This window comes from Agaribacillus sp. DX54, assembly GCF_056858335.1.
In genome coordinates this window covers 56,890-79,709 of the sequence record NZ_JBXEQE010000014.1, presented here as the reverse complement: position 1 = coordinate 79,709, position 22,820 = coordinate 56,890, and the positions used below count along the sequence as shown (strand labels likewise).

The following is a 22,820-nucleotide window of genomic DNA, read 5'->3' as shown; positions in this document are numbered from 1 at the left end:
GAATTTAGTGTTATTTTTCCGTTTAATCCCGGGCTTTAGATGTTGCCTCCATCCGGCTATTTGCAGTGTTCATCCCTGATTTTATTGGATGAAGGGATTATCTGCAATTCCGCGTATTTGTTGGGATTATATTCCGTGGTAAATCCGGATGCCGTAAAAGACATTAAAATTTACAGGGGTGGCATTCCCGTCCGATACGGAGGAAGGCTCGGTAGTGTACTGGATATACGACAACGCGAAGGAAACTACAAAGAATTTTGTCTAAAACGTTGTGCAGCAGCGATGGAACGCCTGCGCTATTTTAATAGTAAATTATTCAGAGTATTGTGGCGTAGCTGCATAGCATGGCTCCAAGCCATACCATGAATTAAGACCCTTTCGTTTGATCTTTAATTAACATCCACCAGCTCTACCTCAAAGATCAATGGTGAAAAAGGTTCGACAGATTCCCTTATCAGCTCCTTATCAATGAGATCCTCCCTGATTTGTGCTGGAACGACCTGAAAACTTTCCCCGTAAGCAAGGTTGGAAGGCATAATAAGCAGCGCTTTTTCTCCTTCCTGCATCAGCTCTATGCCTTCTTCAAACCCTTCAATCACCGAGGTGGACCCGAGTGTGAACTCAAATGGCGAATTGGATTCTGTTTGGTCGAAAACGGTACCATCCAGGTAAGTGCCTTTGTAATGAACCCTCAGGTTATCGCCTCTTCCGGGCTTGGCGCCATCACCGGTGCTGAGTTGTTTATAGAATAACCCCGAGGAAAAGTTATCCGCATCTACCACTTCCTGTTCCTCCAGGTAGGCTTCGATCATACCTATTTCAATTTCTTCCTGCTCCTCACGACTACCGATATTAACCAACTCCACGTCGATTATGAAGATAGCATTGGCTGGGATGAGTTGCTTGTAAGAATAAGAACCGTAAGCCCGGTACGAGGGAATAAAGAATTTGTAGATTTCACCTTCCCTCATGGTACTGAGACCCACGTATAACCCGGAGGGAGCCATGGTAATGCGACTCTGATCAAAGCCTATTTTCACAGCCCCGCCCCTGGTGGCAGAAGCGCTGTCTACCTCATTTCCGTTCAGTAAGGTCATGGTGTAATAGATAGACAAGACATCCCCATCCTCCACTTCTTCTCCAGCCCTGTTTTCCTTGGTTTTTACAAAATAATAACCGTAAGGATCTCTTTCCGCTTCTATGTTATTGCTTTCCAGGTATTCGGTGATTGCTTCATCGTCCAGTCTGACCTGCCGGTCCAAATCTGATTCATCATCGTCTAAACAACCCTGAAATAACAGGGCGGTTAAAGTCAGGATGATAAGCGTGTTTACCCTGTAGTTCAAAAAAATCTTCTTGTTTTTCATAAATTCTCGCATTAACAGTCATCAGTATCAAAGTAAAAAAATGCAACACACGGTTTCTTTTTAGCCTTTTAGGTATATGTGTCACCTGACCATAAGACCCTGCAAATGATGAATAGGTTGGAATGCTTTGGCCTTAAAAATGTACTTTTTTGTGTTTTAACAACGTAAAGCTTTGTGAATAAGTTTATAAAGAAGGGTATTGATAGACTACTTCGACTTCCGGCAGGGATTCTTTAATCTGCGCTACTCCTTCTTCTGTGATGTCGGTTTGCCAGATATACAATTTTTTAAGGCCTGAGAGTTGCCGGATATCGGTTATGGCTTCATCAGTGAGCTTTGTTCCATATAAATTCAGATATTCCAGGTTTTTGAGTTGCACCAGATGTCTGATACCCTCATCAGTAATGGCTGTCTGGTTGAGCCAAAGCTTCGTCAGATTGGTGAAGCGGCCAATATGAGAAAGCCAGTCATCCTTCAAAGGGATACGTGAAAGTGTAAGCCAGGTGATGTTTTCTTTTGCGTTGGTCAGGGTGCTCAGCTTTTGTTCGCTTAACTTATCCGGATTATAGGATGAATAACTTGCTTCGAGCCATGGGCTGTCGGTGGCAATGGTTTTCAACTTGAATCCCTCGGCAACTATTTCATCTTGTACTTCCCGGGCTACTGACGCAATAGCCAGGCTGGCCAGGAAGGACTTTTTTTCACCAATACCTACCTCCCTCAAATATCCGTTTATTCTTTCTTCGCGTGATAATTCCACTACTTTTTTATCAAATGGGGCGCCTTCTTCGATCCACCACTCCAGCAGGGCGGTTTCTTCTTTGGTAAGTGGGGTGCGGCCTTCGGCAGGCATAAAATCATCGTGATCAGGATTCAGCGTTACACGGAGGAAGAGCTCACTTTGCGAGGCATCTCCGGGTACAATGACGGGTCCGCTGTCTCCGCCTTTCATGATATGTGCCGGCTCTGTAAGTAACAGTGCCCCCTTTTGTTTGTCTGGGTTATGGCAAACATTGCATTTGGCTTCGAACATGTAATGGATAACATCGTCGTATACCAGGGCCGAATCCATTACAGTAACACGCTCCCTGGCCGGTTTGAGCCCGGCCAACTGCCTTACGGGCCCGGGGGCATGTTCGAGCAAATAGGTAGAACCATGTGTCAGGCTGCCTCCATAGTGCCCTGCCACTGTTAAGGTGATCAGTGCCAGTAGCAGCGTGCTTTGATATGCTTTTTGCATCCAGGCGGCTTTGTGCAGTTTTTTTTTAAGAAGATAGGCAGCTAACGATAATACAGTAGTGGCGATACCGGTCCATTTATGGGTATTCAGGGCCGATTCATTATAGCCACCTTCCGAAGCGAGCATCAACCCCAAGACAATGGCCATCATACCAAAAATGGCGCCTGCCAATAATGCGTAAGCAATGGCAAGCTGTAAGTCCACCTTTTTTTTCCATGAAATCATTTCAAAGATGCCCGCCAGGATAATAAAACCAATAGGCAGGTGCACCAGCAATGGGTGAAACCGGCCAAAAAACAATGTCAGGTTAGCTTCCAAAAGAATTGTCATACACGCAGTTCAAGTATTGTCGATGTTGGTCCGGAATTTTCCATTTTCTCTTGTAGCCTGAATTTTTGCATTTTTCCTGGAAATTAAATGGTCAAAGGTCTTTTTTCACAACCACCTTTTTTGGGGTTGTTCATCACTCCGTATCGATTGATATTTTCAGGCGAGGATATCTTTTACGACATGTCCATGCACATCCGTCAGCCTGAAGTCCCGCCCCTGGAAGTGATAGGTGAATTTTTCATGATCCAATCCGAGCTGATGCAGGATAGTGGCCTGCAAATCGTGAACATGTACCCTGTCTTTGATGCCATAATAACCAATATCGTCAGTTTCCCCATATGAAAACCCACTCTTTATGCCTCCACCGGCCATCCAGATGGTAAATGCCTCCGTATGATGGTCCCGGCCATAAAAAGGCATAATCCTGCCCCCACGGTTTTCGCGCATAGGAGTGCGGCCAAACTCTCCGCCCCAGATTACCAGGGTATCATCGAGCAAGCCTCTGAGCTTAAGGTCCTGCACCAGGGCGGTCATTGGCTTGTCGATCTCCAGGCACTTGGTTTTTAACCCTTCATTAAGCGAAGTGGCCTTACTGTCGCCATGCATATCCCAGCCCCAATGATAAAGCTGGACAAACCTGACACCCTGCTCAACGAGCCTGCGGGCCAGCAGACAGTTATTGGCAAATGATGCCTGCCCCGGATTGGCACCATACAATGCCTGAATATATGTGGGTTCTTTGGTGATGTCCATAACCTCGGGAACAGAAAGCTGCATTTTAAAAGCCATCTCATACTGGGCGATCCTGGATAGGATCTCCTGGTCGCCGAACTCCTTGTACTGCTCTTTGTTGATGGCATTGATAGCATCGAGTGACTTTCGCCGTATGTCCCTGCTCATGCCTTCGGGGTTGGAGACATAAAGGATCGGGTCACCTGAATTGCGGCACTGTACTCCCTGGTATTCCGAGGGAAGAAAACCGCTTCCCCAGGCATTTTTGCCGGCACTTGGGCTTTTCCCCCCTGATACCAACACCATGTAACCAGGTAGATTTTCGTTTTCCGAGCCTAAGCCATAGGTGACCCAGGCGCCTATGCTTGGCCTGCCGACCCGGGGACTTCCGGTTTGCAAAAAAAGCTGGGCAGGCGCATGGTTGAATTCATCGGTGTGCATGGCTTTCAGCAGCGCCACCTCGTCGACAATGTTACTGAAATGTGGCAACAGTTCAGAAACATAGGTGCCCGATTCGCCATACCTTTCGAATGCATGTTGCGGACCGAGCATTTTTGGTGTTCCCTGGATAAAAGCAAACCTTTTACCCTCCAGTAACGACTCCGGGCAATCCAGGTCATGCAATTCCTCGAGTTTTGGTTTATAGTCAAACATTTCCAGTTGCGAGGGGGCTCCGGCCATATGCAGGTAGATGACCCTTTTTGCTTTTGGATAAAAATGAGGCAAGGTATCCGGTCCGGCATTGTCACCCATACCCCTTCCCAATAGGTACTGTGGGCCGAGCAACGAGGCCAGCGCAATGCCACCGAGCCCGGTGCCGCACCTTTTCAAAAAATGCCGGCGGGTGGTAAACTCCAGTTTTCTTTTTCGTGCTTCGTTGTATAAATCCATCGGAAATCAGTTTTTAACTATAAATTCATCCATGTTCATCAGGGCATTGGCCATAACGGTCAGCGTTGCCAATTCCGGGTTGTCTGACTTTGTTAGCTCATAAGCCTCTTGTTCATTTTCCCGGTAGTAGGCCTCGGTTTCTTCCAGTAACTTCATCAATATATTGGTTTTTTCAGGCCCGGGCATCTTACCCATTACCTTGTTGTAAGCAACTTCTGCCTTTTCTTTTTTTCCTCCTTTCACCAGCATGATTTGCCGGGCAAGATTCAGGGCGGTTTCAAAATACACCGGATCATTCAAAGTCACCAGGGCCTGTAGGGGGGTGTTGGTGTTGATCCTTCTGGAAAGGCAAAACTCCCTCCCTGCCGCATCAAATGTGATAAATGAAGGATAGGGACTTGATCTCCTGGTATAAGTGTACAGCCCCCTGCGGTAGGCGTCCTCTCCGTCACTGGTATTCCATCTGGCGTTACTGTAAACAACCGTCCAAACACCATCGGGTTGTGGAGGCATTACACTGGGGCCATACATTTTATCACTTAACAGCCCCGAAACTGCCAGCGCCTGGTCCCTGATCTGCTCTGCGGAAAGCCTCACACGCGGACTTCTGGAAAGCCATTTGTTGTCCGGATCCCGCTCCATGGCTATGGCGGTTACTTTGGCGCTTTGCCGGTAGGTAGCTGACATGACGATCGTTTTCAATAGCTTTTTTACCTGCCAGTCCCATTCCCCTGAAAACCTCAGTGCCAGCCAATCCAGCAACTCCGGATGCGAAGGGTAATCACCCAGGGTTCCGAAATCTTCAACGGTGGTTACCAATCCTTTGCCAAACAGCTTTGCCCAGAACCTGTTGACAATAACCCTTCCGGTCAGGGGATTTTCTTCGCTTACAAGCCATTTGGCCAGATCCAGCCGGTTATCAAACGCCTGTTTTTCGCCGCTAAACACTTCCGGAACTCCCGGAAATGCCTCCTCTCCTTTTACCAGCCAGTTTCCCCGTACAAAAATATGGGTCTTCCGGCTGTGCGTTTTGGGTTTTTCTACCATGATGGGCGTTGAATGTCTGAAAGGAGCATTCAACACTTCATCTATTTCCTTATAAACCCGTTGATATTCAGTATCGTTATCGCCGGGCAGTTTTTTTCCAAGCAAAAAGCCATCGATCAAGCCTGCATAATCGCCTGACAAACCGATAAACTGAAAGTATAAATCAGTGATCGCAGGTTTGGAGGTGATCTTTACCGGCCTGTTGACAAAGCCATTTGTTTTAGGTAAAGTGGTTTTACCAATCACCGGACCGGTAAGGCTGTCAGCCCTGATATATAATGAGCCTTTGTATTTTTCCGATTGACGATAATTTATGTATACTCTGTCGACATCCTGCAGGGAAACCCCTTTGATTTTAATATACGATCCATTAAAAACCTGCATGAAGTCCTGGTCGGACCTGTTATAATGCACCACATTTCCTACCTCCTCAAAGTCCTCGGGCCTGAGTTTCGGTTCCCCTACCCGCAGGAATTTTTCCCACTTACCGGATTCCGTCACAGTTGAGCGATTGGCAATCCACTTTTTGATTTCTTCAAGCCGGGTTTCATCATCTTCTTCAAGCTCTTTAAGCAGGGGCTGTTCGCCGGGAACATCCCAGTCTGAGGTATTATTAAAAAAAGCAAATGAGGAATAATACTCCTTCATTAATATCGGGTCGTAAGGGTGGCTATGACATTGCACACAGCTCATGGTAGTGGATTGCCATACTTCCCAGGTGGTATTTACACGATCTATGACCGAAGCTATCCGGTACTCCTCATTGTCGGTGCCACCTTCGTCATTGTTCAGTGTATTTCTGTGAAATGCCGTGGCGATGAGTTGGTTGATAGAAGGGTCGGGCAAGAGGTCGCCCGCCAACTGTTCGATCGTAAACTGGTCGAAGGGCATATCGTCGTTGAATGCCTTGATCACCCAGTCCCGGAATTTCCATATCTCCCTGGCCCTGTCGGCTTCGTACCCTTTGGAGTCGGCAAACCGGGCCAGATCCAGCCACATACTGGCCCAGTGCTCACCGTATTTGGGCGATGCCAGTAATTGATCCACAAGATTTTCATAAGCCTGTTCCGAATGGTCGTTGACAAAAGCGGCAATTTGTTCCTGTGAGGGGGGTAAACCGGTCAGGTCAAGATAAACACGCCTTACGAGGTCATACCTGCCGGCCTCTTCAGAAGGTGACAGGTTATTTTCTTTGATTTTGTTTAAAATGAAATGATCAATTTCGTTTTTTGCCCAGCTGGATGTGGTATGGGGTATTTGCGGTTCCGGAGGTTTCAGATAGGCCCAATGATCCTGCCATTCTGCCCCCTGTTTTATCCATTGGGTGAGTACGTCAATTTCCTCTTGGCTAAGTGGTTCTTTTTCAAGCGGCATACGCATCTCAGGGTCGTCGTGTTTAATCCTGGCAATCATTTCGCTCTTGTCGGGATGGCCCGGCACAATACCGATTTTACCATTCTTGGTTTCGCGCAAAGCATTTTCCCGGAAAATCAGCCCAAAGCCTCCGGACTGTTTGACGCCCCCATGACAGCTTATGCAATTTTTGTTGAGAATGGGGCGGACCTGGGCATTAAAATCGATTTTTTCCTCCTGGCAGGAGGAGAGCAGTATCAGCAGAATGCCTGCGAAAAAGGATATTTTTTTAGGGCCGGTGATGGTAAAATCGAATTGCCTCGCCATGTCTGAATTTAAATAGTAGTGATTCGAACTTACAAGATGCTGTTTATTTGCCATTTTCACTTGATCAACCGTATCAAATGTTTGACTGAACGTATTTCTGACGGCTTTTACCGGCCCTGAACATAGGCGGAAGGGGAAATCCCAAATTTTTCTTTAAACGAGCGGGTAAAGTGGGCATGGGATTTGAATCCAATGGCGAAGGCTACTTCGCTGACACTTCTGGGGTTGGCTTCCAGGTAAAGCTTTGCTTTTTCCAGCCGGATATCTTTGATGAAACCAGATACTGTTTGGCCGGTGAGTTCTTTAATTTTTCGAAATAATCTGGCCCGGCTGAGACCAAGCTCGGCGCACATGCTCTCAATTGACAGTTCGTCATTGTCGATGTTGGACTCCACGTATTTTACGGCCCTTTCAACGAAGGCTTTGTCATAATGTTTTCCGGAGAGAACCACCTTGCTGTCTGCGGTTTGGTGGTTCCTGAAAACGAGGTCAGATAGTGATAGGTGATCGGGTTGCCGGGCCATATAACGGCGGTAACCAGTAAAACCTGCAACAATAATTACTATCGTCATTAACATCAGACCCAGTTTAAAACCGGCAGTTTCCCAGATTTGAGAAGTTATGATAATGCCAAGACTGGCATTGTCGTGATTCCAGACCCCGTGGTTGTTAGCTGCCTTTACCTTCAAATGATATTTGCCAGGGGCCAGATTAATGTATGAGGCTACATGCTTGTTTCCCGCATAATGCCAGGTTTCATCATACCCTTCAAGCATAAATGCATATTGGTTTTTCTGTGACTTAATAAAGTTCAGCGCGGTAAAGTAAATGTCAATAGAAGAAGCTTCTCTGGTCGATAAGGAGACCTCATCTACTTCAAAGAGCTCCTTTTTATCAGGCGCCCTGTATTTTTCACCATTGACCATCATTCCAGTAAGGATCACAGGAGGCACATTGGGATTCAGATCCATTTCCAGGGGGTTGAGCCTGTTCAGACCATTAAGCCCTCCGACAAGAATATTACCCGACCTTTTACTCACCAAGCCGGCATGGCTATTGAAAAGATTTCCCTGCAGGCCATCACTTTTGTTGAGTTTGTTCAGCACCCGGATGCCGTATGTGCCCTGGTCAACCTCGCATTTGAATAAACCCTGCCGGCAGGTAATCCAGAAAAAGCCATTGAAATCTTCCATCATGTTGGTTACCTCAGTGATTTGGTAATTAGGGTTGGAAACACCGGGTTTTATGGGTTTTCTGTTTGCATCCAACAATATCAGGTTTCCATCCAGGGTGCTCATCCAGATGCACCCGTGGCTATCTTCATACAGATAAGATACCCAGTCCCGGTTTTTTCCTTTGGCAAAGCCCTGGAATCTGTACAACCGGAATATTCCATCTTTTTTATCGTAATAATGAAGACCACTTTCAGAAGCCATCCAAACTGTACGGGCCTGGTCTATCAAGAGGCTGTTGACCTTTCCTATTTCAAGTTTTTCATTTTTATCTGTTGAATGGTGAAAATGTTGAAATCGTTGCTTTTCCGGATTAAACAGGCTGATTCCCCTGTCAGTGCCCGTCCACAAACCATTATCATCTTTGATCAGCCTTGTTACATGGTTGGTGTTAAGACTTTCCGGTTCATCCGGGTGATGTGGGAAGTAGGTAAACGCATTTTTAATGATATCATATTTTGCCAGGCCATGTTCGAGCGTTCCGATCCATAAATGGCCGGGTTTATCAAAACACAGGCTGTTGACGGTTTTGTCTTTGAAGTGTGGAAACCATTTGAATTTTCCGGTTTTTACCGTCAGATAATTCAGGCCACCTCCCGATGTCCCTACCCAGAAATTACCATACGCGTCTTCAGCTAAAGCCAAGACATTGTTCATGCGAAGCGTATGGTCGTTCCCTTCGACATGCTGATGCCATGTAATAGCGGTAGGATAATTATCCTGAATTTTTACACCACCGTTTGAGGTGGCGATCACAATCTCACCCGATCTGAGTTTATAATGACTGAATACACTGGCTTTGCTCCCGAAAGGGTTGTAGTTGCCATAAGTGTCGAACCGGTGGAAATTGTCTTCTTCACTGTTGTATACACTGATGCCACCATTCATTCCGCCAACCATCAATTCACCGTTTTCATCTTCAATAATGGAATAAACCGTATTGCTGGCAATGCTGGTTCGCTTTTCCTCGTTGAGATACCACTTAAAAGTTTGTGAAGCTTCATTAAACCGGTTCAGGCCGCCCCGCTGGGCCCCAACCCAGATCTGTCCCTGTTCATCTTCATAAATAGCACTGATGCTGTTGCCACTGATACAGTTACTCTTTTTGGCTTCCTTTTGAAAACGCGTAAAGCGCTTGGTTGACAAGTCCATGAGGTTCAGTCCCGAAAAGGCAGTACCAATCCACAACCGGCCCCGGCTGTCTTCCATAATGGTCGTTACCACATTGCCACTGATGCTGCTTTCATCCAGCGGGTCATGTGAAAAGTTGATAAAATCTCCTGTGCTTTTTCGGTAAAGGCTCAGGCCACCCCAGGATCCTACCCAAATCCTGTCCTTACTGTCTCTGTAAACTACTTCGATATTCGGATTGATTAATGCATTTGGATTGTTTTCATCAGGAAGGTAGGTCTTAAAATAGTTTCCGTTTTTCATCAACAGGTTCAACCCGTACTTGGTGCCTACCCAGAGGTTTTCATCACCATCCTGGCCGATGCTGTTGATGTAGTTGTTGGAAAGCCCGCTGTTAATGTCCCCGTCAGATTGGAAAACCTTGTAATTATAGCCGTCATACCGGTTGAGACCGTTGATGGTGCCCAGCCAAAGGAAGCCTGTTTTATCCTGAAAGATGCAGTTTACTGTAGGGTGTGACAGCCCTTCAAAAGGCAGTTGGAGAAAATGCAGGTTTTTTGGCGTCTGGGCACAAGACATAATTGCCAATAACATAAGTATTATGGTAACCGGGAATTTTGTATGTCGGTGACATGGATTCATGTATGCAGGCTTCTCCCAACATAACAAAATTATGATTTCCTGATGTTTTCTGCCAGTTCTTTGTGAAAAATCCCTGAATCCATGTTTGCTGCAAGGAATTTTATCCATGGATTATTATCAAAAAAGGAGTCATGGCATGGCTTCAGGCCATTTTAAATGGTTTTTCAATGAAATCCCTTATTTGAATGCCATAATTTATTACATTCGTGAATATCGATAGTGGGTATGAAGGGCGCACACATAAGTGCTTGTGTCATATTTTTGTAAACAAACCAAAGAATGGCCATATGAATCTGCTGTTTGATTTTTTCAAAACATTACGTTTCCCTTACAAAAGCCGTTCAGATATAAGGCAATATCAATTATCGAAATTTCGGGAAGTTGTCCACCATGCCTGCGAAAACGTACCTTTTTACCGGAAAAAATACGAGGGGATGGATTTAGGCCTTTCTTCATTGAAGGATGTGCAAAAATTACCGGTAATCAACGCTCCGGAATTGCGAAAATGCCATCTTGATGAAATCACCTCGAAAAAGGTGAATAAAAATGAGATGCTGAACATGTCCACCACAGGTACAAGCGGAAGTCCATTGAAATTCCGGTTATCCAAAAAGGAAAATGCGGTGCGGCAATTAAGTTTTTTACGTTTTATGCTGGGCTACGGGTGGTGGCCATGGTGGAAGGTAGTACAGGTATGGCGCGAGGTGTCACCCAAGAAGTATTCAGTTTTTCAAAGGCTGATCAACAGCCGGAAATTTCATGTCAGTATACACCAACCTGTAGAAGATCAGGTGAAGCAATTGCGGCAGATCAATCCGCAAATGTTACATGGCACGTTGACAAGCGTGGAACAGATAGCAGATTGGCTGGTGGATCATGGCGAAAGTCTGAAGGGCATTCGTGTTATATCCACAGGGGGAGAAGTCAAAAAATCATATCATGGAGAAAAATTTAAGAAAGCTTTCGGTACCCCGGGAATACAAAGGTATGGTGCGGTGGAATGCGGTATAATGGGTTATTCATGCATATATTGCGGTCAGTTGTATTTTGATGAACAAAACTTTTTCGTAGAGGTAGTGGATGATTCATATAGGCCGGTCAAAAATGGAGAGCAGGGAAAAGTTCTTTTTACAACACTCAACCAGTACACTACCCCGCTGGTGCGTTATGAGTTGGGTGACATGATTACGCTTTCCGAATCACAGGGCCATTGTAAAAACAAATTTCTGCACTTTAAAAGTATTGACGGGCGTGAATTTGATGTTTTGCCATTGAAAGATGGGAGACAATTGCATTCGCAACATTTGATTCACGGGGCTTTGCGTGTGAGCGGGTTAAAGAAGATACAACTGTTACTGAAAAAGGACCAGTCATTGCTGGTGAAGTATATAGCGGATAATGAAATCTGTGATGAGATTATCCGCAAAGAATTGATAAAAGCCATGCGCTTTGAAGCACTTGAAGTTGATTTTGAAAGGTGTGAGGTGATTCCCAATGAAGCCAGCGGTAAATTTAAATTTTTGAAGAGGGAATGAAACAGCAGCAGGGTTTTAGAAGGATTTCAAAATAATTTGAAATAATCGGAATTATAAAACACTGCTATGTATGAAAAACCTTTTGGATATTGTACTTTAGCTACACTTTTTGATATGAGGGGCCTTTGCAGATAGTTTTTACTCCTGCCAAAAGAAACGGATCATTTTGTGTTTTTCAAAATGGGAAACTGAATTTTAATCAATATTAAATATATCAACAACATCTTAGCACCCATGCACCGGATAACCTGCTTTTTGGTGGCTTTATTAGCCGCTAACAATTTATTAATTGCCCAGGAACAACAGGGCACTCCCCTCGGTATCAGTCATAACGGTACGGCAACCCAGTGGACATTTTCATGGTTTACCGATACTACCGTCACCGACGGCAATGTGGAAGTAGAAGCGCTGAAAAAGCCTTTCGACAGTTTCCACGGGCAAGCCACTTCAAAACAAGTGAACGCAAGAGATGGTAAATCATATTACAGTCATGTGGCTGCCGTCAAGGGGCTGAAGCCTTCTTCCAAATACCGATTCCGTGTCGGCAGAGAAAGTTACTGGAGTCAATGGACGGAGTTTAGCATCCCTTCTCCTGCCGAAGTTTTTGCTCCGACACCCGTTCCGGACCGCATTGCTCTTAGTTGGATGCAAAACCCGGCCACCTCCTTTGCCGTGACCTGGCGCACCGACACCACGGTTACCGAAGGTATGGCACAGATTGCCTTGACAACCGATGCACCTGAATATAAAGAAGGCTGGCATTTTCCGGACACCCGGGAGACACAGGCCGTTTTGGAAACGCAAAGCCTGAATGGTGTGTCCTCGCACCACTTTTCTGTTACTTTAGAAGGGCTTACCCCAAAAACCATGTATGCATACAGGGTGGGAGATGGCCGGAGATGGAGTGAGTGGTTTCATTATACCACCGCCAGTACAGAACCGGAGCCCTTTTCGTTCATCTATTTCGGGGATGCGCAAAATGATGTCAAGTCCTTCTGGAGCCGTACTATACGGCAGGCCTTCATTGATGACCCGAAAGCTAAATTCATCATCCACGCAGGTGACTTGATCAACATACCCGAGGCAGATAATGAGTGGGGTGAGTGGTTTTATGCCGGAAGCTTTATCCATGCTATGATACCTATGGTTGCCACACCCGGTAATCATGAGTACACCATTGGCCCTGAAGGCAAGGCCATTGTAGACCGTTTGTGGACGAAACAATTCACCTTTCCCCAAAATGGCCCCGAAGGGCCGAACCTCAGCGAAACCGCCTACTACCTGGATTACCAGGGGGTCAGGATCATTTCCCTGAATTCCATGGAGATTGAAAACAGGGATACCACCCGCTACAAAATTCAACTGGAATGGCTCGAAAAAGTCCTGAGCGATAATCCTAACAATTGGACCGTATTGACCTTTCATTTTCCTGTTTACGGAGCTGCCAGAAGTGACAGCGGGCCGCTGAAAAAGCACTTTAAACCGTTGTTTGACAAATACGGCGTCGATCTTGTACTGCAGGGCCATGACCACGTATATGGAAGGGGAATGCCCAAAAACCAGTCCACAGGCCGTACAAAACGCCCTGACAACACCGGCCCTGTATATGTGGTTTCGGTGTCGGGACCGAAAATGTATACTTTCAAGCAGGAAAAAAAATGGATCGACCGGTCGGCAGAAGGCCTGCAGCTTTATCAAATCCTCCATGTGGACGAGGACAAGATCCGCTACGAAGCCTACACCACTACCGGTAAGCTGTATGATGTCTTTGATTTGATCAAAAGAGGAAATGGTAAACCCAATAAACTGGTCGATCGCAAGCCTGACACAGCGGATCACCGGTTTCCCAGGAAAGAAAAAGAGTCGGAAGATACTCATTGAAGTGGTGCAAACAAATATGCTCAGGAGGTGCAGGAACAATTTATGGCTACAAGGGAATGATGCCCGGCACCATGAGTACTATCATGCCACACAAATAGCACTAGACAAAAAAGATCTGCGTTAACAAAAAATCACTCCGGGGAGTGCACAGACGTTATTTTTCTCAACATTTACCGGTCGATCCTTTCATAAAGTCTACGTATATCACCTCCATCTTCGATACCTTGCCCCATTTCCTGAAGCTGGATGTGGCGGCCAGGCGGACATCCGCCTTTTCCCTATGGCTGTGATAATACTTGACCACAATAATATTGGACTCTTTGCAGGCGTATTCGAAAGTAAACTGGTTATCCCTTGAGATCCCGTCCAGAATACCACTGTATTGGGCCTCTTCCATGTCAGGTATTTTAATGATCACCGTACTGTGGTTTTCTATCCTCTGCTTATGCACCTGGGCGGTGTTTGTAAAGATAAAAAGCAGGCACGGGAGTATCCAGGCAAAAAACCTGCCGGAGACACATATATGTGGATTACTGAAGACGCTCATCAATCTGGCATTTAAAAGATTTAGGACAATGGTAAAAACTTTATAAAGAAATAGCAAAATAATCGCACAAGCGATTATTTACCTTGATATACGTCAGCGTAAGAAATGACTTTAATCAGTATTGGTCATCGATTGAGTGGTTTTTAAGTGTTGGGCCTGTGCCGGTTGCCCGGATTGTTCCTGTTGCATTTCAGTCGAGGGATTATCGGTAACCTTTTTATCTTCAACTTTTTCATTTTCGGGTTCTTTCTTCCTGTAGTCTTCCAATTCTTGTTTTAAGCTGGCAATTTCTTCCTCCATTTCACTTTTTTGTCTCGCCAGCTCCTCCTGGGTAGCCTGCAGCTCTTCCTGATTTTGGCGCATTTCTTCTTCCTGAGACCGCATTTCTTCTGCCTGTTGTTGCGAATCTTCGAGAAGCCTTTGCATTCTGGAGGTATTTCTTACGCCTTCAATCGTAGCGGCTATGTTTTCGCCCAATGTTTCTAAAAATGCCATCTGATGATTTTCGAATTCATTAAAAGAGGCCAATTCAATCAACCCAAGTGTTTTTTCATCCACCTTAATGGGCATAATTAACAAAGATCTGGGGTTGCTTTTCCCCAAACCCGAGGTGATGTTTACATAATTTTCGGGTATCTCTTTCAAAAATACATACTTACCCTCAAGATAAGTTTGCCCCAGCAACCCTTCACCAATGTTGATCCTTTTTTCAATAAACTTCTTCCTGTCATAAGCATAAGTGGACACAAGCTCCAGATAGAGGTCCTCTTTATTGTCCTCATTCAGCACAAATAACCCCCCCTGGTTGGCTTCCACATATTTTACCGTAAAGGATATGAGATCATCATATAGCTGTTGCATTTCCTCATGATCGCGCATAAGTTTAATAGATTGGGCAAGACCCTCACTGGCCCATTGCCTTTTCTTCTCCTCCTCCTGCGCTTCCTCGATTTTCTTCAGGTTCTCCTTCAATTCGGTCTCCTTGCCACTTAACAGGTCATTGGCCTCTTTGGATTTTTTTAATAGCTCCTGGGATTTTTCTCCTGATGTTTTATTTTGATTGGCGAGGATCAGGATACATCCACCACCGGTTATAATACTAATCGCAATGGTTGCTTTTGACAGGTATCCAGTGATGATAACCTCATTATCCATCTCCAGCTCAAGCAATTCATTGATGTTGTCCATGAACAGGAGCGCTGCCATGGCTATTATACTTAAGGTGATCAGGTAACCTTTTTCCCGGATATCAAAAACTAAAAAAATAACCAGGGTAAAACTTAATGCAAGCATCGCCAATGAAGGAGCAGGAGTTGTTCCTGCATGGTTGATATAGCCAGCATAAGCAGAGGTAAGCAGAATCGGTAATAAAGCAATGACTATCCTGGCGATTATCTGTAGTTTAAAGTAGTTAAATACCAATGTAGACATGCATACGATTGTTCCGATCATGGGTAAATAAGCAATCGGGGGGAAATGTAGGAGGCTGATAAAAGTAAAAGGGGCAGCTACTAATAGACCAATAACCAGCGCGATCTGATTCGATAAGATTATTTTCTGCTGTATGTATTCCGGATAACTGTCATCCAATCCAATCTTTGCAATTTTCATTTTTAAAGCGATTAATTATAAAACTAAATTGACCCTCAGGGATTACGGAGACATTGATCCGTTGGCCCCTTTTAGTTGGATGGGATAACCTGTAATTGTGGTGTTCACCTGAATGCCCTTGACTTTGGCGCAGGAAGTTACTGTAATTTCGTTTACATCACACAACGCTTGCGATTTTGGTCACAGGTATCCGGACAATTTGATGGATTACCTGCGAAAGTGTGAATTGCACCATGGCTTTCATTGCCAAATGCATCCAAATTTATTGAAGGCTGAGGAAAAAAATAATTTCAATCTTTGGATTATATCTTACCTGTAATGTTTTCATTACTAATTCCATTTTTTGAATGCCGGCCTTTAAGGTTTTCACAAGGTAAAAAGGTAAAACCGGTTATTGCAGATAGCAGATCAAACATTTCCATGGAGGGCGACACTGTCATTATCCATCCGGTTGATAAAAACCAAAGTTCGGTAAAACCTGATTTTATCGTCAAAGGAAGAGTCACCGTCGAAAATGCAGGCCCTTTGCCAGGCGCACTGCCCTATTAATGACCAATGATGGAGGTGAAATAACATCTGCGCCGGTAACAAAAGACCAACTAAACCCCATCATTACCCCCGGAGATAATTTCAGGCGTTTTCCCAATCATATAGCACATAATGGAGGCCGGAACTTTTTTGATGGCCTTTGACAAATCGTGTTGATCAAGCGTGGTCATCCAGCTTGTGGATAACTTGTTGGCATTCATAAATGAGCGCAAATTGGAAGGGTCTCCGTTGTTGGACCATTTGATTTCCAGGGCCCAGTTGGGTTTTTGGGTAGCCCTGTCGATACTGATGAAATCAATTTCCCTGGTTTTTCGTCCTTCTTTCCACCTGGCATATCTGATATCATAACTTCGATGGAGGTACTGGTCAAATATGGCTGTTTCAACCAGCGCTCCAAACATGTCGGAGGTGGGTTCAATGGGCGTAAACATAGCGCTTCGAAATGAAACATTGGTCAGAAACAATTTAAACTGCTGTTCTTTTTTCAATCTTTTAGCATTGATATCGACCCTGGATAGTTTCTTAATCAAAAAAGCTGCCTGTAAATATTCGATATAATTATCCAGCAGGTGCCTGGAAATTTGTAAATCCCGTTCCATATTGGCTGTCGATGTCTCATTGGACGAATTGTAGGCCACTACATTGAAAAAAGCATTCATGTCCTGGGTGTCCCTGACACCGTATAAATTGGGTAGATCCTTCAACAATACCTTATCGATAATGTCCTGCGAAACATAACGTTCCAAATCATCCTGCATTTCAGGGTTCATGACCACCTCCGGATAACCCCCGTAATGTATATATTTTATGAATTCCTGATTAAAGGCCGCGATATTCAGCGCTTCCGAAATTTTGTCTGTATGCTTTAACATGCCCTGTTTACCCGTCATATCTATAAACTCGGCAAATGTCAATGGCGGTAGCACAAAATCCGTGAGCCTCCCGGCCCCGGACTCCCTGCTCTTTCTTCTTAAGGCGGCAGCAGCACTTCCGGATACCACAAATTTGGTATCGTGGTAGGTGTCCACCATCGTCTTCAGGTAATTCTCCCAATCCCTGAGATACTGAATTTCATCGAAGAAAAAATAACAACCTTCAGGGCTTTCGGTACTCGCTGCTTCTAACGAAAGCATTAATAAATAATCAGGATCAAGCCTGGAATAAATGGGCTTGTCCAGGCTTAAAAAAACTATTTTCCGCGCCGGTACTCCCGAGCCAATGAGCTTCTCAATTGCCTGATTCAACATAACCGTTTTACCAACCCGCCTGGGCCCCATGAGCACTACAGCCCGTTTGGGTCTTTTTATCCCTACTAGTTGATAAAACGGATCAAAATAGGCCCTGTGCCTGAATGGCTGATAAAAGTCTGCAATTTCATTCGTTTGCCACCAGGGATTATCAACTACAATTCGCTTTTTAACCTCTTCTTTGTCGTATTTAATAAAATTCATTTACACAAAAATGACAATTTTGTGTAAATTATTAAAATTTTATAAAATATTTTTACAAACAACCTTAAAAATAACTACCAACGCTGTTCTACCCTGTACTGTGTTTAAATCGAATTTTAACTCCTATTCACCCTTTTCACATGTTAAGTTGTATTGATTTTTTCAAAAGCACCGGATATGTTGCAAAGTTTCTGCACATCATTTCACTGTTGACTCCCTACCCTCTATCGCCCATAGCCATCGTGCCCCCTCGTATCTCCGTGCTCTCGCGGTTAAAAACCAGGCACCACAAAGGCACTAGGACACAAAGAGACACAGAGGTTTTAGCCGGTGAAATGAGCGTATAGGCACATTCTTGAGTTGTGCAACAGCCACGAGACGCTTGTGCCATACTTTCAAACCCGCAACTTCCACCATGGTTCCCACAAAACTAAAAACCTTATCCTACCACCAGTATTGGCCTTAGTTGGGACAAGGCCACTGTTAATGTCGGGGTGACAGCTTATTTAATATACAAAGACCATGTGTTGGAAGGGTCGGTGAATACAACAGGTACTACCATAACCGGTTTGGAGGCCTCCACCACCTATACCTTTGCGGTGACGGCAAGGGATGCGGCAGGCAACGAGTCGGCGGCAAGCACTATAAAGGTGACAACAGAAGTGATATTATCGGTAGCAGAAGCGCCTCTCAGGGATAAGCCTTTACGAGTATACCCCAATCCTTCTACGGACGAAATTGTGCTATCAGGAAAATTCAAGCCTGTAAGCCAGGTGCAAATAGCGCGGGTGGATGGCATGGCTTATACCAAAAACCTGATCCGGGAGGGTGGTGCCTGGAAAGTAGTGGTGCGGGATCTGCTTGCCGGTATGTATGTGGTTTGTATTGAAGGAGTATGCAATAAGTTTGTAAAAGTCCGGTAACCGGTTTTTTCCCGGGCTGGTTTTTTCCTTCCGGGCTTGTCATTTTACCGGCTCATGCACGGCAATTCGGTTCCCTTCACTATCTTCAAATTCTGCGACAAAGCCCAGTTCGCCATTGGAGGTTTTAGGATATAAGATTTCCGCGCCATTTTGTTGGGCTTTTTTTAAAGTCTCATCGATGCTGCCGGTGTTAAAGTAAATTAAAACCCCGTCTTTGGTTGGCTTATATATTTCGCCTTTGGCCAGGGCCCCCGAAATGCCGGAGCTTTCGTCCCTGAATGGAAACAGGGCCATTTCATTGTGGTCAATAATCTCTTTGTCAAACTGAAATCCGAATACGGCATGATAAAACTTTATCGCCCTGTCGATATCTGTGACCGGAATTTCAAAATATACTACCGGATTGATTGATTTTTCCATTTTATTCGGTTGCACTTCCGAGTCATTTTTACTTGCTGTGTTTCCGGCTTTATCCATACACGAAAAAGCCAACATACAAAAAAAACAAAAATATATTAAAGTCTTTTTTTTGTCCATTAGTATTTTTTATCAATGTTCCACACGCTCTCGGATTTACCCTTGTCGATTTTCCCGGATTTTTAATTCTATGGCTTTGTTTACGCTTTATTACTTTTGTTAGTGACGGAAAAAATTATCCATGACAACACCATCAATATCTTGCAGAAGCTGGTCTGAATCGATATCATTAATTCTTTTCTTTGTTAAATATTCAATCATAAACCTGAAATATTCTTTGGTCAGTTTTGACAAAATTTCCTTGATGCCTTCTCCATTTTGCCAGGTGTCCCTGGCGATGATGATATCGGCTGAATAGGTTTTACCTGGCTTGCTGTATCGCCAGTAGTGAATTCCGGTAGGTTTGTGAAAATTATCTATCGACCCGCTGATTCGTAAGAAGATTTTAGCTTTTTTCAGAGATTCGGAATATTGCTTGTCCCCCAGCAACTTTAAGGACTTTCTGAGTTTGACGATTTCATTTCTGAATAACCTGCCAGATTCAGGACCACCGGTTTGCGCGGTTAATATAATTTCCATGAGCGATTAGTTTAGGAGTTCAATTTGTGTTATTATATACCAAAGATCGACCTATTTCCGGCTCAGATAGTTGGGCTGCCCTGTACTTGGACCATTCGGGCCTGGGTATTTTTTCAAATGCTTTAAGTTTACCGGCTATTTCCGGTTCGCCAAATGAATGCCAGTTTTTCAGGTCAATGATTAACTGGTTCGTCTTTTCCAATTCCGAATGCATTTTGTTCATCATGAAAGGGTTGCGCTGAAAATTATTTGTCTTTTATCTCACTATTGGCATCGATTTGATCGAAACTATTTTTAATTTCCATATCCCGGGTGGCGCAAAGTTAAACATTTAAGATGGTTCTGTCTGCATTAAATTGAAGCCAGGTATTTACGGTGTAAAGAGTTAGCATCCACTGATTTGTGACCAGGTAAGTTGCGATGATGTAAGTGCTTTTCGAGACATAGCGACCTTCATTTCCATATTGCTCTGAATATTGGGGTATGGCCGTGTATTTAATAATTTAAAAATATTGTATCCGGCTCGAGTCATCGCATTGTTATTTAGTAATAAATGTCTATTTTTGCAACAATGTTGCATAATAGATATTTTTTACTGCTTTGTATTAGTCTGTGGTCACCCCATGGGCTTTTTGCCCAGGAAGGACAGGTACTCCTCAGAGGCGTTCTGTTAAATAGTGAAAAAAAGCCTGTGGAATCTGCCTTGATCAAAGTTTTTCCAAGAGAAAAACAGACGATATCGGATGAAAACGGGACTTTTTCGATAGCCTGTGATCTGAATGTGGAAATGGCTTTCCTGGAAATTTCGCATCTGGCCTATGACCCGGTTCGCCTTCCTGTAGCGGATTTTCCGGATCTGTCAAACATCCGGATTACCCTGACAGAGGCCGTGCATGTTTTGAAGGAAGTGGGCATCTACCGGCGCAACCTGCTGACAAAACTATTACACCAAAGCCAGCCGGTACTGATGATAGACAAAGACTTTATTGAAAAAAACAACACCGGCACTTTTTCCGGTGCTTTGGCATCTTTGCCGGGAGTCAATGCCATGAATTTGGGAGTAGGAATTGCCAAACCGGTGATCAGGGGGATGAGTTTTAACAGGATACTGGTGAATAATCGTGGTATCAAACAGGAGGGGCAGCAGTGGGGGGCCGACCATGGCCTGGAAATTGACCCTTTTGATGTGGAGTCGGTGGAAATTATCAAAGGGCCCGCTTCCTTGCTATACGGCTCTGACGGATTGGGGGGAGTGATCAACATACAGGCTGATGAGTTTCCGGAAGCCAATGGCAGTAGGCTCGATTGGGTTTCTTCTTATCAGTCCAACAACCGCGCCTTTTCCAATTCATTGCGCTGGCAAGGCAGAAAAGACCATTGGGTCTACAGTGCCCGGGTTACCCATCAGGATTATGGGGATTACACCGTGCCTGCCGATGAGTTTACCTATGCGGGCTTTAACCTGCCTATTTATGAAAACAGGTTGAAAAACACCGCAGGCCGGGAACTGCATTACAGCCTGATGGCCGGTTACCGTGGAAATAAGGTCTCTTCGACATGGCGTTTTTCGGCCTTCAACCAGGATGCGGGAATTTTTGCCGGAGCCATTGGCCTGCCGCGCATCTATAACCTCCGGCACGAAAACAGGCACAGAGACATAGATTTTCCCAGACAGGAAAACCAACACCTGATGCTGGTTAACAACAACACCTTTGTCCTGGGCAATCATCAACTCGAACTGGATCTGGGCATTCAGCGAAATAAGCGGCAGGAATTGTCTTTTCCCGGCGCGCATGGCATCGAAGCTGCTGCCGTCAACAGCGATTTGGCACTGGGCCTTGAGCTCTATACATATACTGCCAATGCGCGCTACCAGCTAAACCTGGCTCGTGATTACCAAATATTGTTCGGAGCACAGTTTCAATACATGGATAACCAAAGGGATGGCTTTGAGTTTTTGCTGCCTGATTTTAATACGACACAATGGGGTTTTTTTAATTATCATGTGTGGGACATTAACAATAAATGGACAACCAATGCGGGGATACGGTATGACCATGGCCGCCACGATATCCGGCAATATTCACAGCCCCTCTATGATCCGGGCACCTTACAACCCACCGGCGAGTTTGAAGAGCGGACGCCCGCATTTGACAGAAAGTTCGAAAATTTTAGCGGAGGGGCAGGCATCACGCATCACTTAAATGCTAAAAACGACATTAAACTGAATGTAGGGAATAGTTTTCGTTTTCCCTCAGCCATAGAATTGTCCAGCAACGGAGTGCATCACGGCAATTTCAGACATGAAATCGGCGACCGTGATCTGCAGATTGAAAGAGGCTATCAGGCAGACCTCACCTTTAGGCATCAATCGGAAAACACACTTTTAGAGCTTGCTGCTTTTTATGCCTACTATGACCAATACATTTACCTGGCGCCTACCGGGCGTTTTTCTTACCTGTCTTCAGGAGGTACGATGTGGCAGTATCAACAGAACGATGCTTTATTCAATGGCCTGGAGCTGATGGCCAATTACCAGTTGCCTTTTCCATTGAAAGTAGCTCTGGTAGCCGAATTGGTGCAAAACTTAAACCTTGATACCGACCTGCCCCTGCCACTTACGCCGGCCGCATCGGTATTGGGCAGTGTGGAATACAGTGGTTTTACCTGGGCGAATTCACTGTTAAGCGATGCTTATGTTTTTGCAAGTGTCGAACAAATATTTGAGCAAGACCGCGTAGATAGAAATGAAAGAACCACGCCATCGAGCTTTATTGTCAATGCAGGCATGGGTTTCAGGGTAGATGCCTTGAGACAGGCGCTGCACTTCAGGGTGAATATCAACAATGTATTCAATACAGCCTATTTCAATCATATCAGCCGGTACAGGTTGATCAACTTGCCTGAACAGGGGCGTAATTTGATTGTGTCTCTTAAAATTCCTGTCAATTTTAAGAATAATTAATGCAACAACG

The 22,820-nt window shown here is 44.8% G+C and carries 17 protein-coding genes; 6 read left to right on the top strand and 11 right to left on the bottom strand.

The features are described 5' to 3' along the window. Positions 1–39 precede the first annotated feature (39 nt). The gene (locus AC04NP_RS15985) at positions 40–366 is read left to right on the top strand and encodes a hypothetical protein (protein ID WP_482860807.1); all 327 of its coding nucleotides are present in this window, start codon (positions 40–42) and stop codon (positions 364–366) included. A gap of 23 nt (positions 367–389) precedes the next feature. On the opposite strand, the gene AC04NP_RS15980 is transcribed toward AC04NP_RS15985, so the two are convergent. From AC04NP_RS15980 to AC04NP_RS15960, 5 genes are all read right to left on the bottom strand, one after another. Next, positions 390–1,367 carry an FKBP-type peptidyl-prolyl cis-trans isomerase gene (locus tag AC04NP_RS15980; protein ID WP_482860805.1) on the bottom strand — a complete coding sequence of 326 codons (978 nt, stop codon included), beginning with the start codon at positions 1,365–1,367 and terminating at the stop codon, positions 390–392. 184 nt (positions 1,368–1,551) lie between these two features. Beyond that, positions 1,552–2,937, bottom strand: coding sequence for a c-type cytochrome domain-containing protein (locus AC04NP_RS15975; RefSeq protein WP_482860804.1), 1,386 nt, complete (start codon positions 2,935–2,937; stop codon positions 1,552–1,554). 156 nt (positions 2,938–3,093) lie between these two features. Then, on the bottom strand, positions 3,094–4,560 hold the full coding sequence (locus AC04NP_RS15970) for a DUF1501 domain-containing protein (RefSeq protein ID WP_482860802.1): 1,467 nt from the start codon (positions 4,558–4,560) through the stop codon (positions 3,094–3,096). 6 nt (positions 4,561–4,566) lie between these two features. Continuing rightward, positions 4,567–7,341 (bottom strand): DUF1553 domain-containing protein, encoded by a 2,775-nt coding sequence (locus AC04NP_RS15965; RefSeq protein ID WP_482860801.1) that lies wholly within the window; start codon positions 7,339–7,341, stop codon positions 4,567–4,569. 53 nt (positions 7,342–7,394) lie between these two features. Then, positions 7,395–10,244, bottom strand: coding sequence for a two-component regulator propeller domain-containing protein (locus tag AC04NP_RS15960; protein WP_482860800.1), 2,850 nt, complete (start codon positions 10,242–10,244; stop codon positions 7,395–7,397). Between the two features lie 335 nt (positions 10,245–10,579). Here AC04NP_RS15960 and AC04NP_RS15955 point away from each other — a divergent pair, with 335 nt between their 5' ends. After that, positions 10,580–11,827, top strand: coding sequence for a phenylacetate--CoA ligase family protein (locus AC04NP_RS15955; RefSeq protein ID WP_482860799.1), 1,248 nt, complete (start codon positions 10,580–10,582; stop codon positions 11,825–11,827). 258 nt (positions 11,828–12,085) lie between these two features. Then, positions 12,086–13,708 (top strand): purple acid phosphatase family protein, encoded by a 1,623-nt coding sequence (locus AC04NP_RS15950; RefSeq protein WP_482860798.1) that lies wholly within the window; start codon positions 12,086–12,088, stop codon positions 13,706–13,708. Between the two features lie 163 nt (positions 13,709–13,871). Here the strand turns inward: AC04NP_RS15950 and AC04NP_RS15945 are convergent, their stop codons facing one another. Beyond that, a complete protein-coding gene (locus AC04NP_RS15945) occupies positions 13,872–14,255 on the bottom strand; it encodes a hypothetical protein (protein ID WP_482860797.1) in 384 nt (127 codons plus the stop codon). A 111-nt stretch (positions 14,256–14,366) separates the two neighbouring features. Next, positions 14,367–15,866, bottom strand: a complete 1,500-nt coding sequence (locus tag AC04NP_RS15940; RefSeq protein ID WP_482860796.1) for a GAF domain-containing protein — start codon at positions 15,864–15,866, stop codon at positions 14,367–14,369. A gap of 318 nt (positions 15,867–16,184) precedes the next feature. Between AC04NP_RS15940 and AC04NP_RS15935 the strand changes: the two genes are divergently transcribed. Continuing rightward, a complete protein-coding gene (locus tag AC04NP_RS15935) occupies positions 16,185–16,415 on the top strand; it encodes a hypothetical protein (RefSeq protein WP_482860795.1) in 231 nt (76 codons plus the stop codon). Positions 16,416–16,465: 50 nt separating this feature from the next. Here AC04NP_RS15935 and AC04NP_RS15930 read toward each other — a convergent pair whose 3' ends face one another. Next, positions 16,466–17,866, bottom strand: coding sequence for an ATP-binding protein (locus tag AC04NP_RS15930; RefSeq protein ID WP_482860794.1), 1,401 nt, complete (start codon positions 17,864–17,866; stop codon positions 16,466–16,468). A 455-nt stretch (positions 17,867–18,321) separates the two neighbouring features. Here AC04NP_RS15930 and AC04NP_RS15925 point away from each other — a divergent pair, with 455 nt between their 5' ends. Then, positions 18,322–18,789 carry a fibronectin type III domain-containing protein gene (locus tag AC04NP_RS15925; protein ID WP_482860897.1) on the top strand — a complete coding sequence of 156 codons (468 nt, stop codon included), beginning with the start codon at positions 18,322–18,324 and terminating at the stop codon, positions 18,787–18,789. A gap of 39 nt (positions 18,790–18,828) precedes the next feature. Here the strand turns inward: AC04NP_RS15925 and AC04NP_RS15920 are convergent, their stop codons facing one another. From AC04NP_RS15920 to AC04NP_RS15910, 3 genes are all read right to left on the bottom strand, one after another. Next, positions 18,829–19,209: a VOC family protein gene (locus AC04NP_RS15920; RefSeq protein WP_482860793.1), complete on the bottom strand. Its 381-nt coding sequence runs from the start codon at positions 19,207–19,209 to the stop codon at positions 18,829–18,831. Between the two features lie 216 nt (positions 19,210–19,425). Then, the gene (locus AC04NP_RS15915) at positions 19,426–19,845 is read right to left on the bottom strand and encodes an Imm12 family immunity protein (RefSeq protein WP_482860792.1); all 420 of its coding nucleotides are present in this window, start codon (positions 19,843–19,845) and stop codon (positions 19,426–19,428) included. A gap of 19 nt (positions 19,846–19,864) precedes the next feature. Continuing rightward, the gene (locus tag AC04NP_RS15910; RefSeq protein ID WP_482860791.1) at positions 19,865–20,047 is read right to left on the bottom strand and encodes a hypothetical protein; all 183 of its coding nucleotides are present in this window, start codon (positions 20,045–20,047) and stop codon (positions 19,865–19,867) included. Between the two features lie 369 nt (positions 20,048–20,416). Here AC04NP_RS15910 and AC04NP_RS15905 point away from each other — a divergent pair, with 369 nt between their 5' ends. Then, positions 20,417–22,810 carry a TonB-dependent receptor gene (locus AC04NP_RS15905; RefSeq protein ID WP_482860790.1) on the top strand — a complete coding sequence of 798 codons (2,394 nt, stop codon included), beginning with the start codon at positions 20,417–20,419 and terminating at the stop codon, positions 22,808–22,810. Positions 22,811–22,820 lie beyond the last annotated feature (10 nt).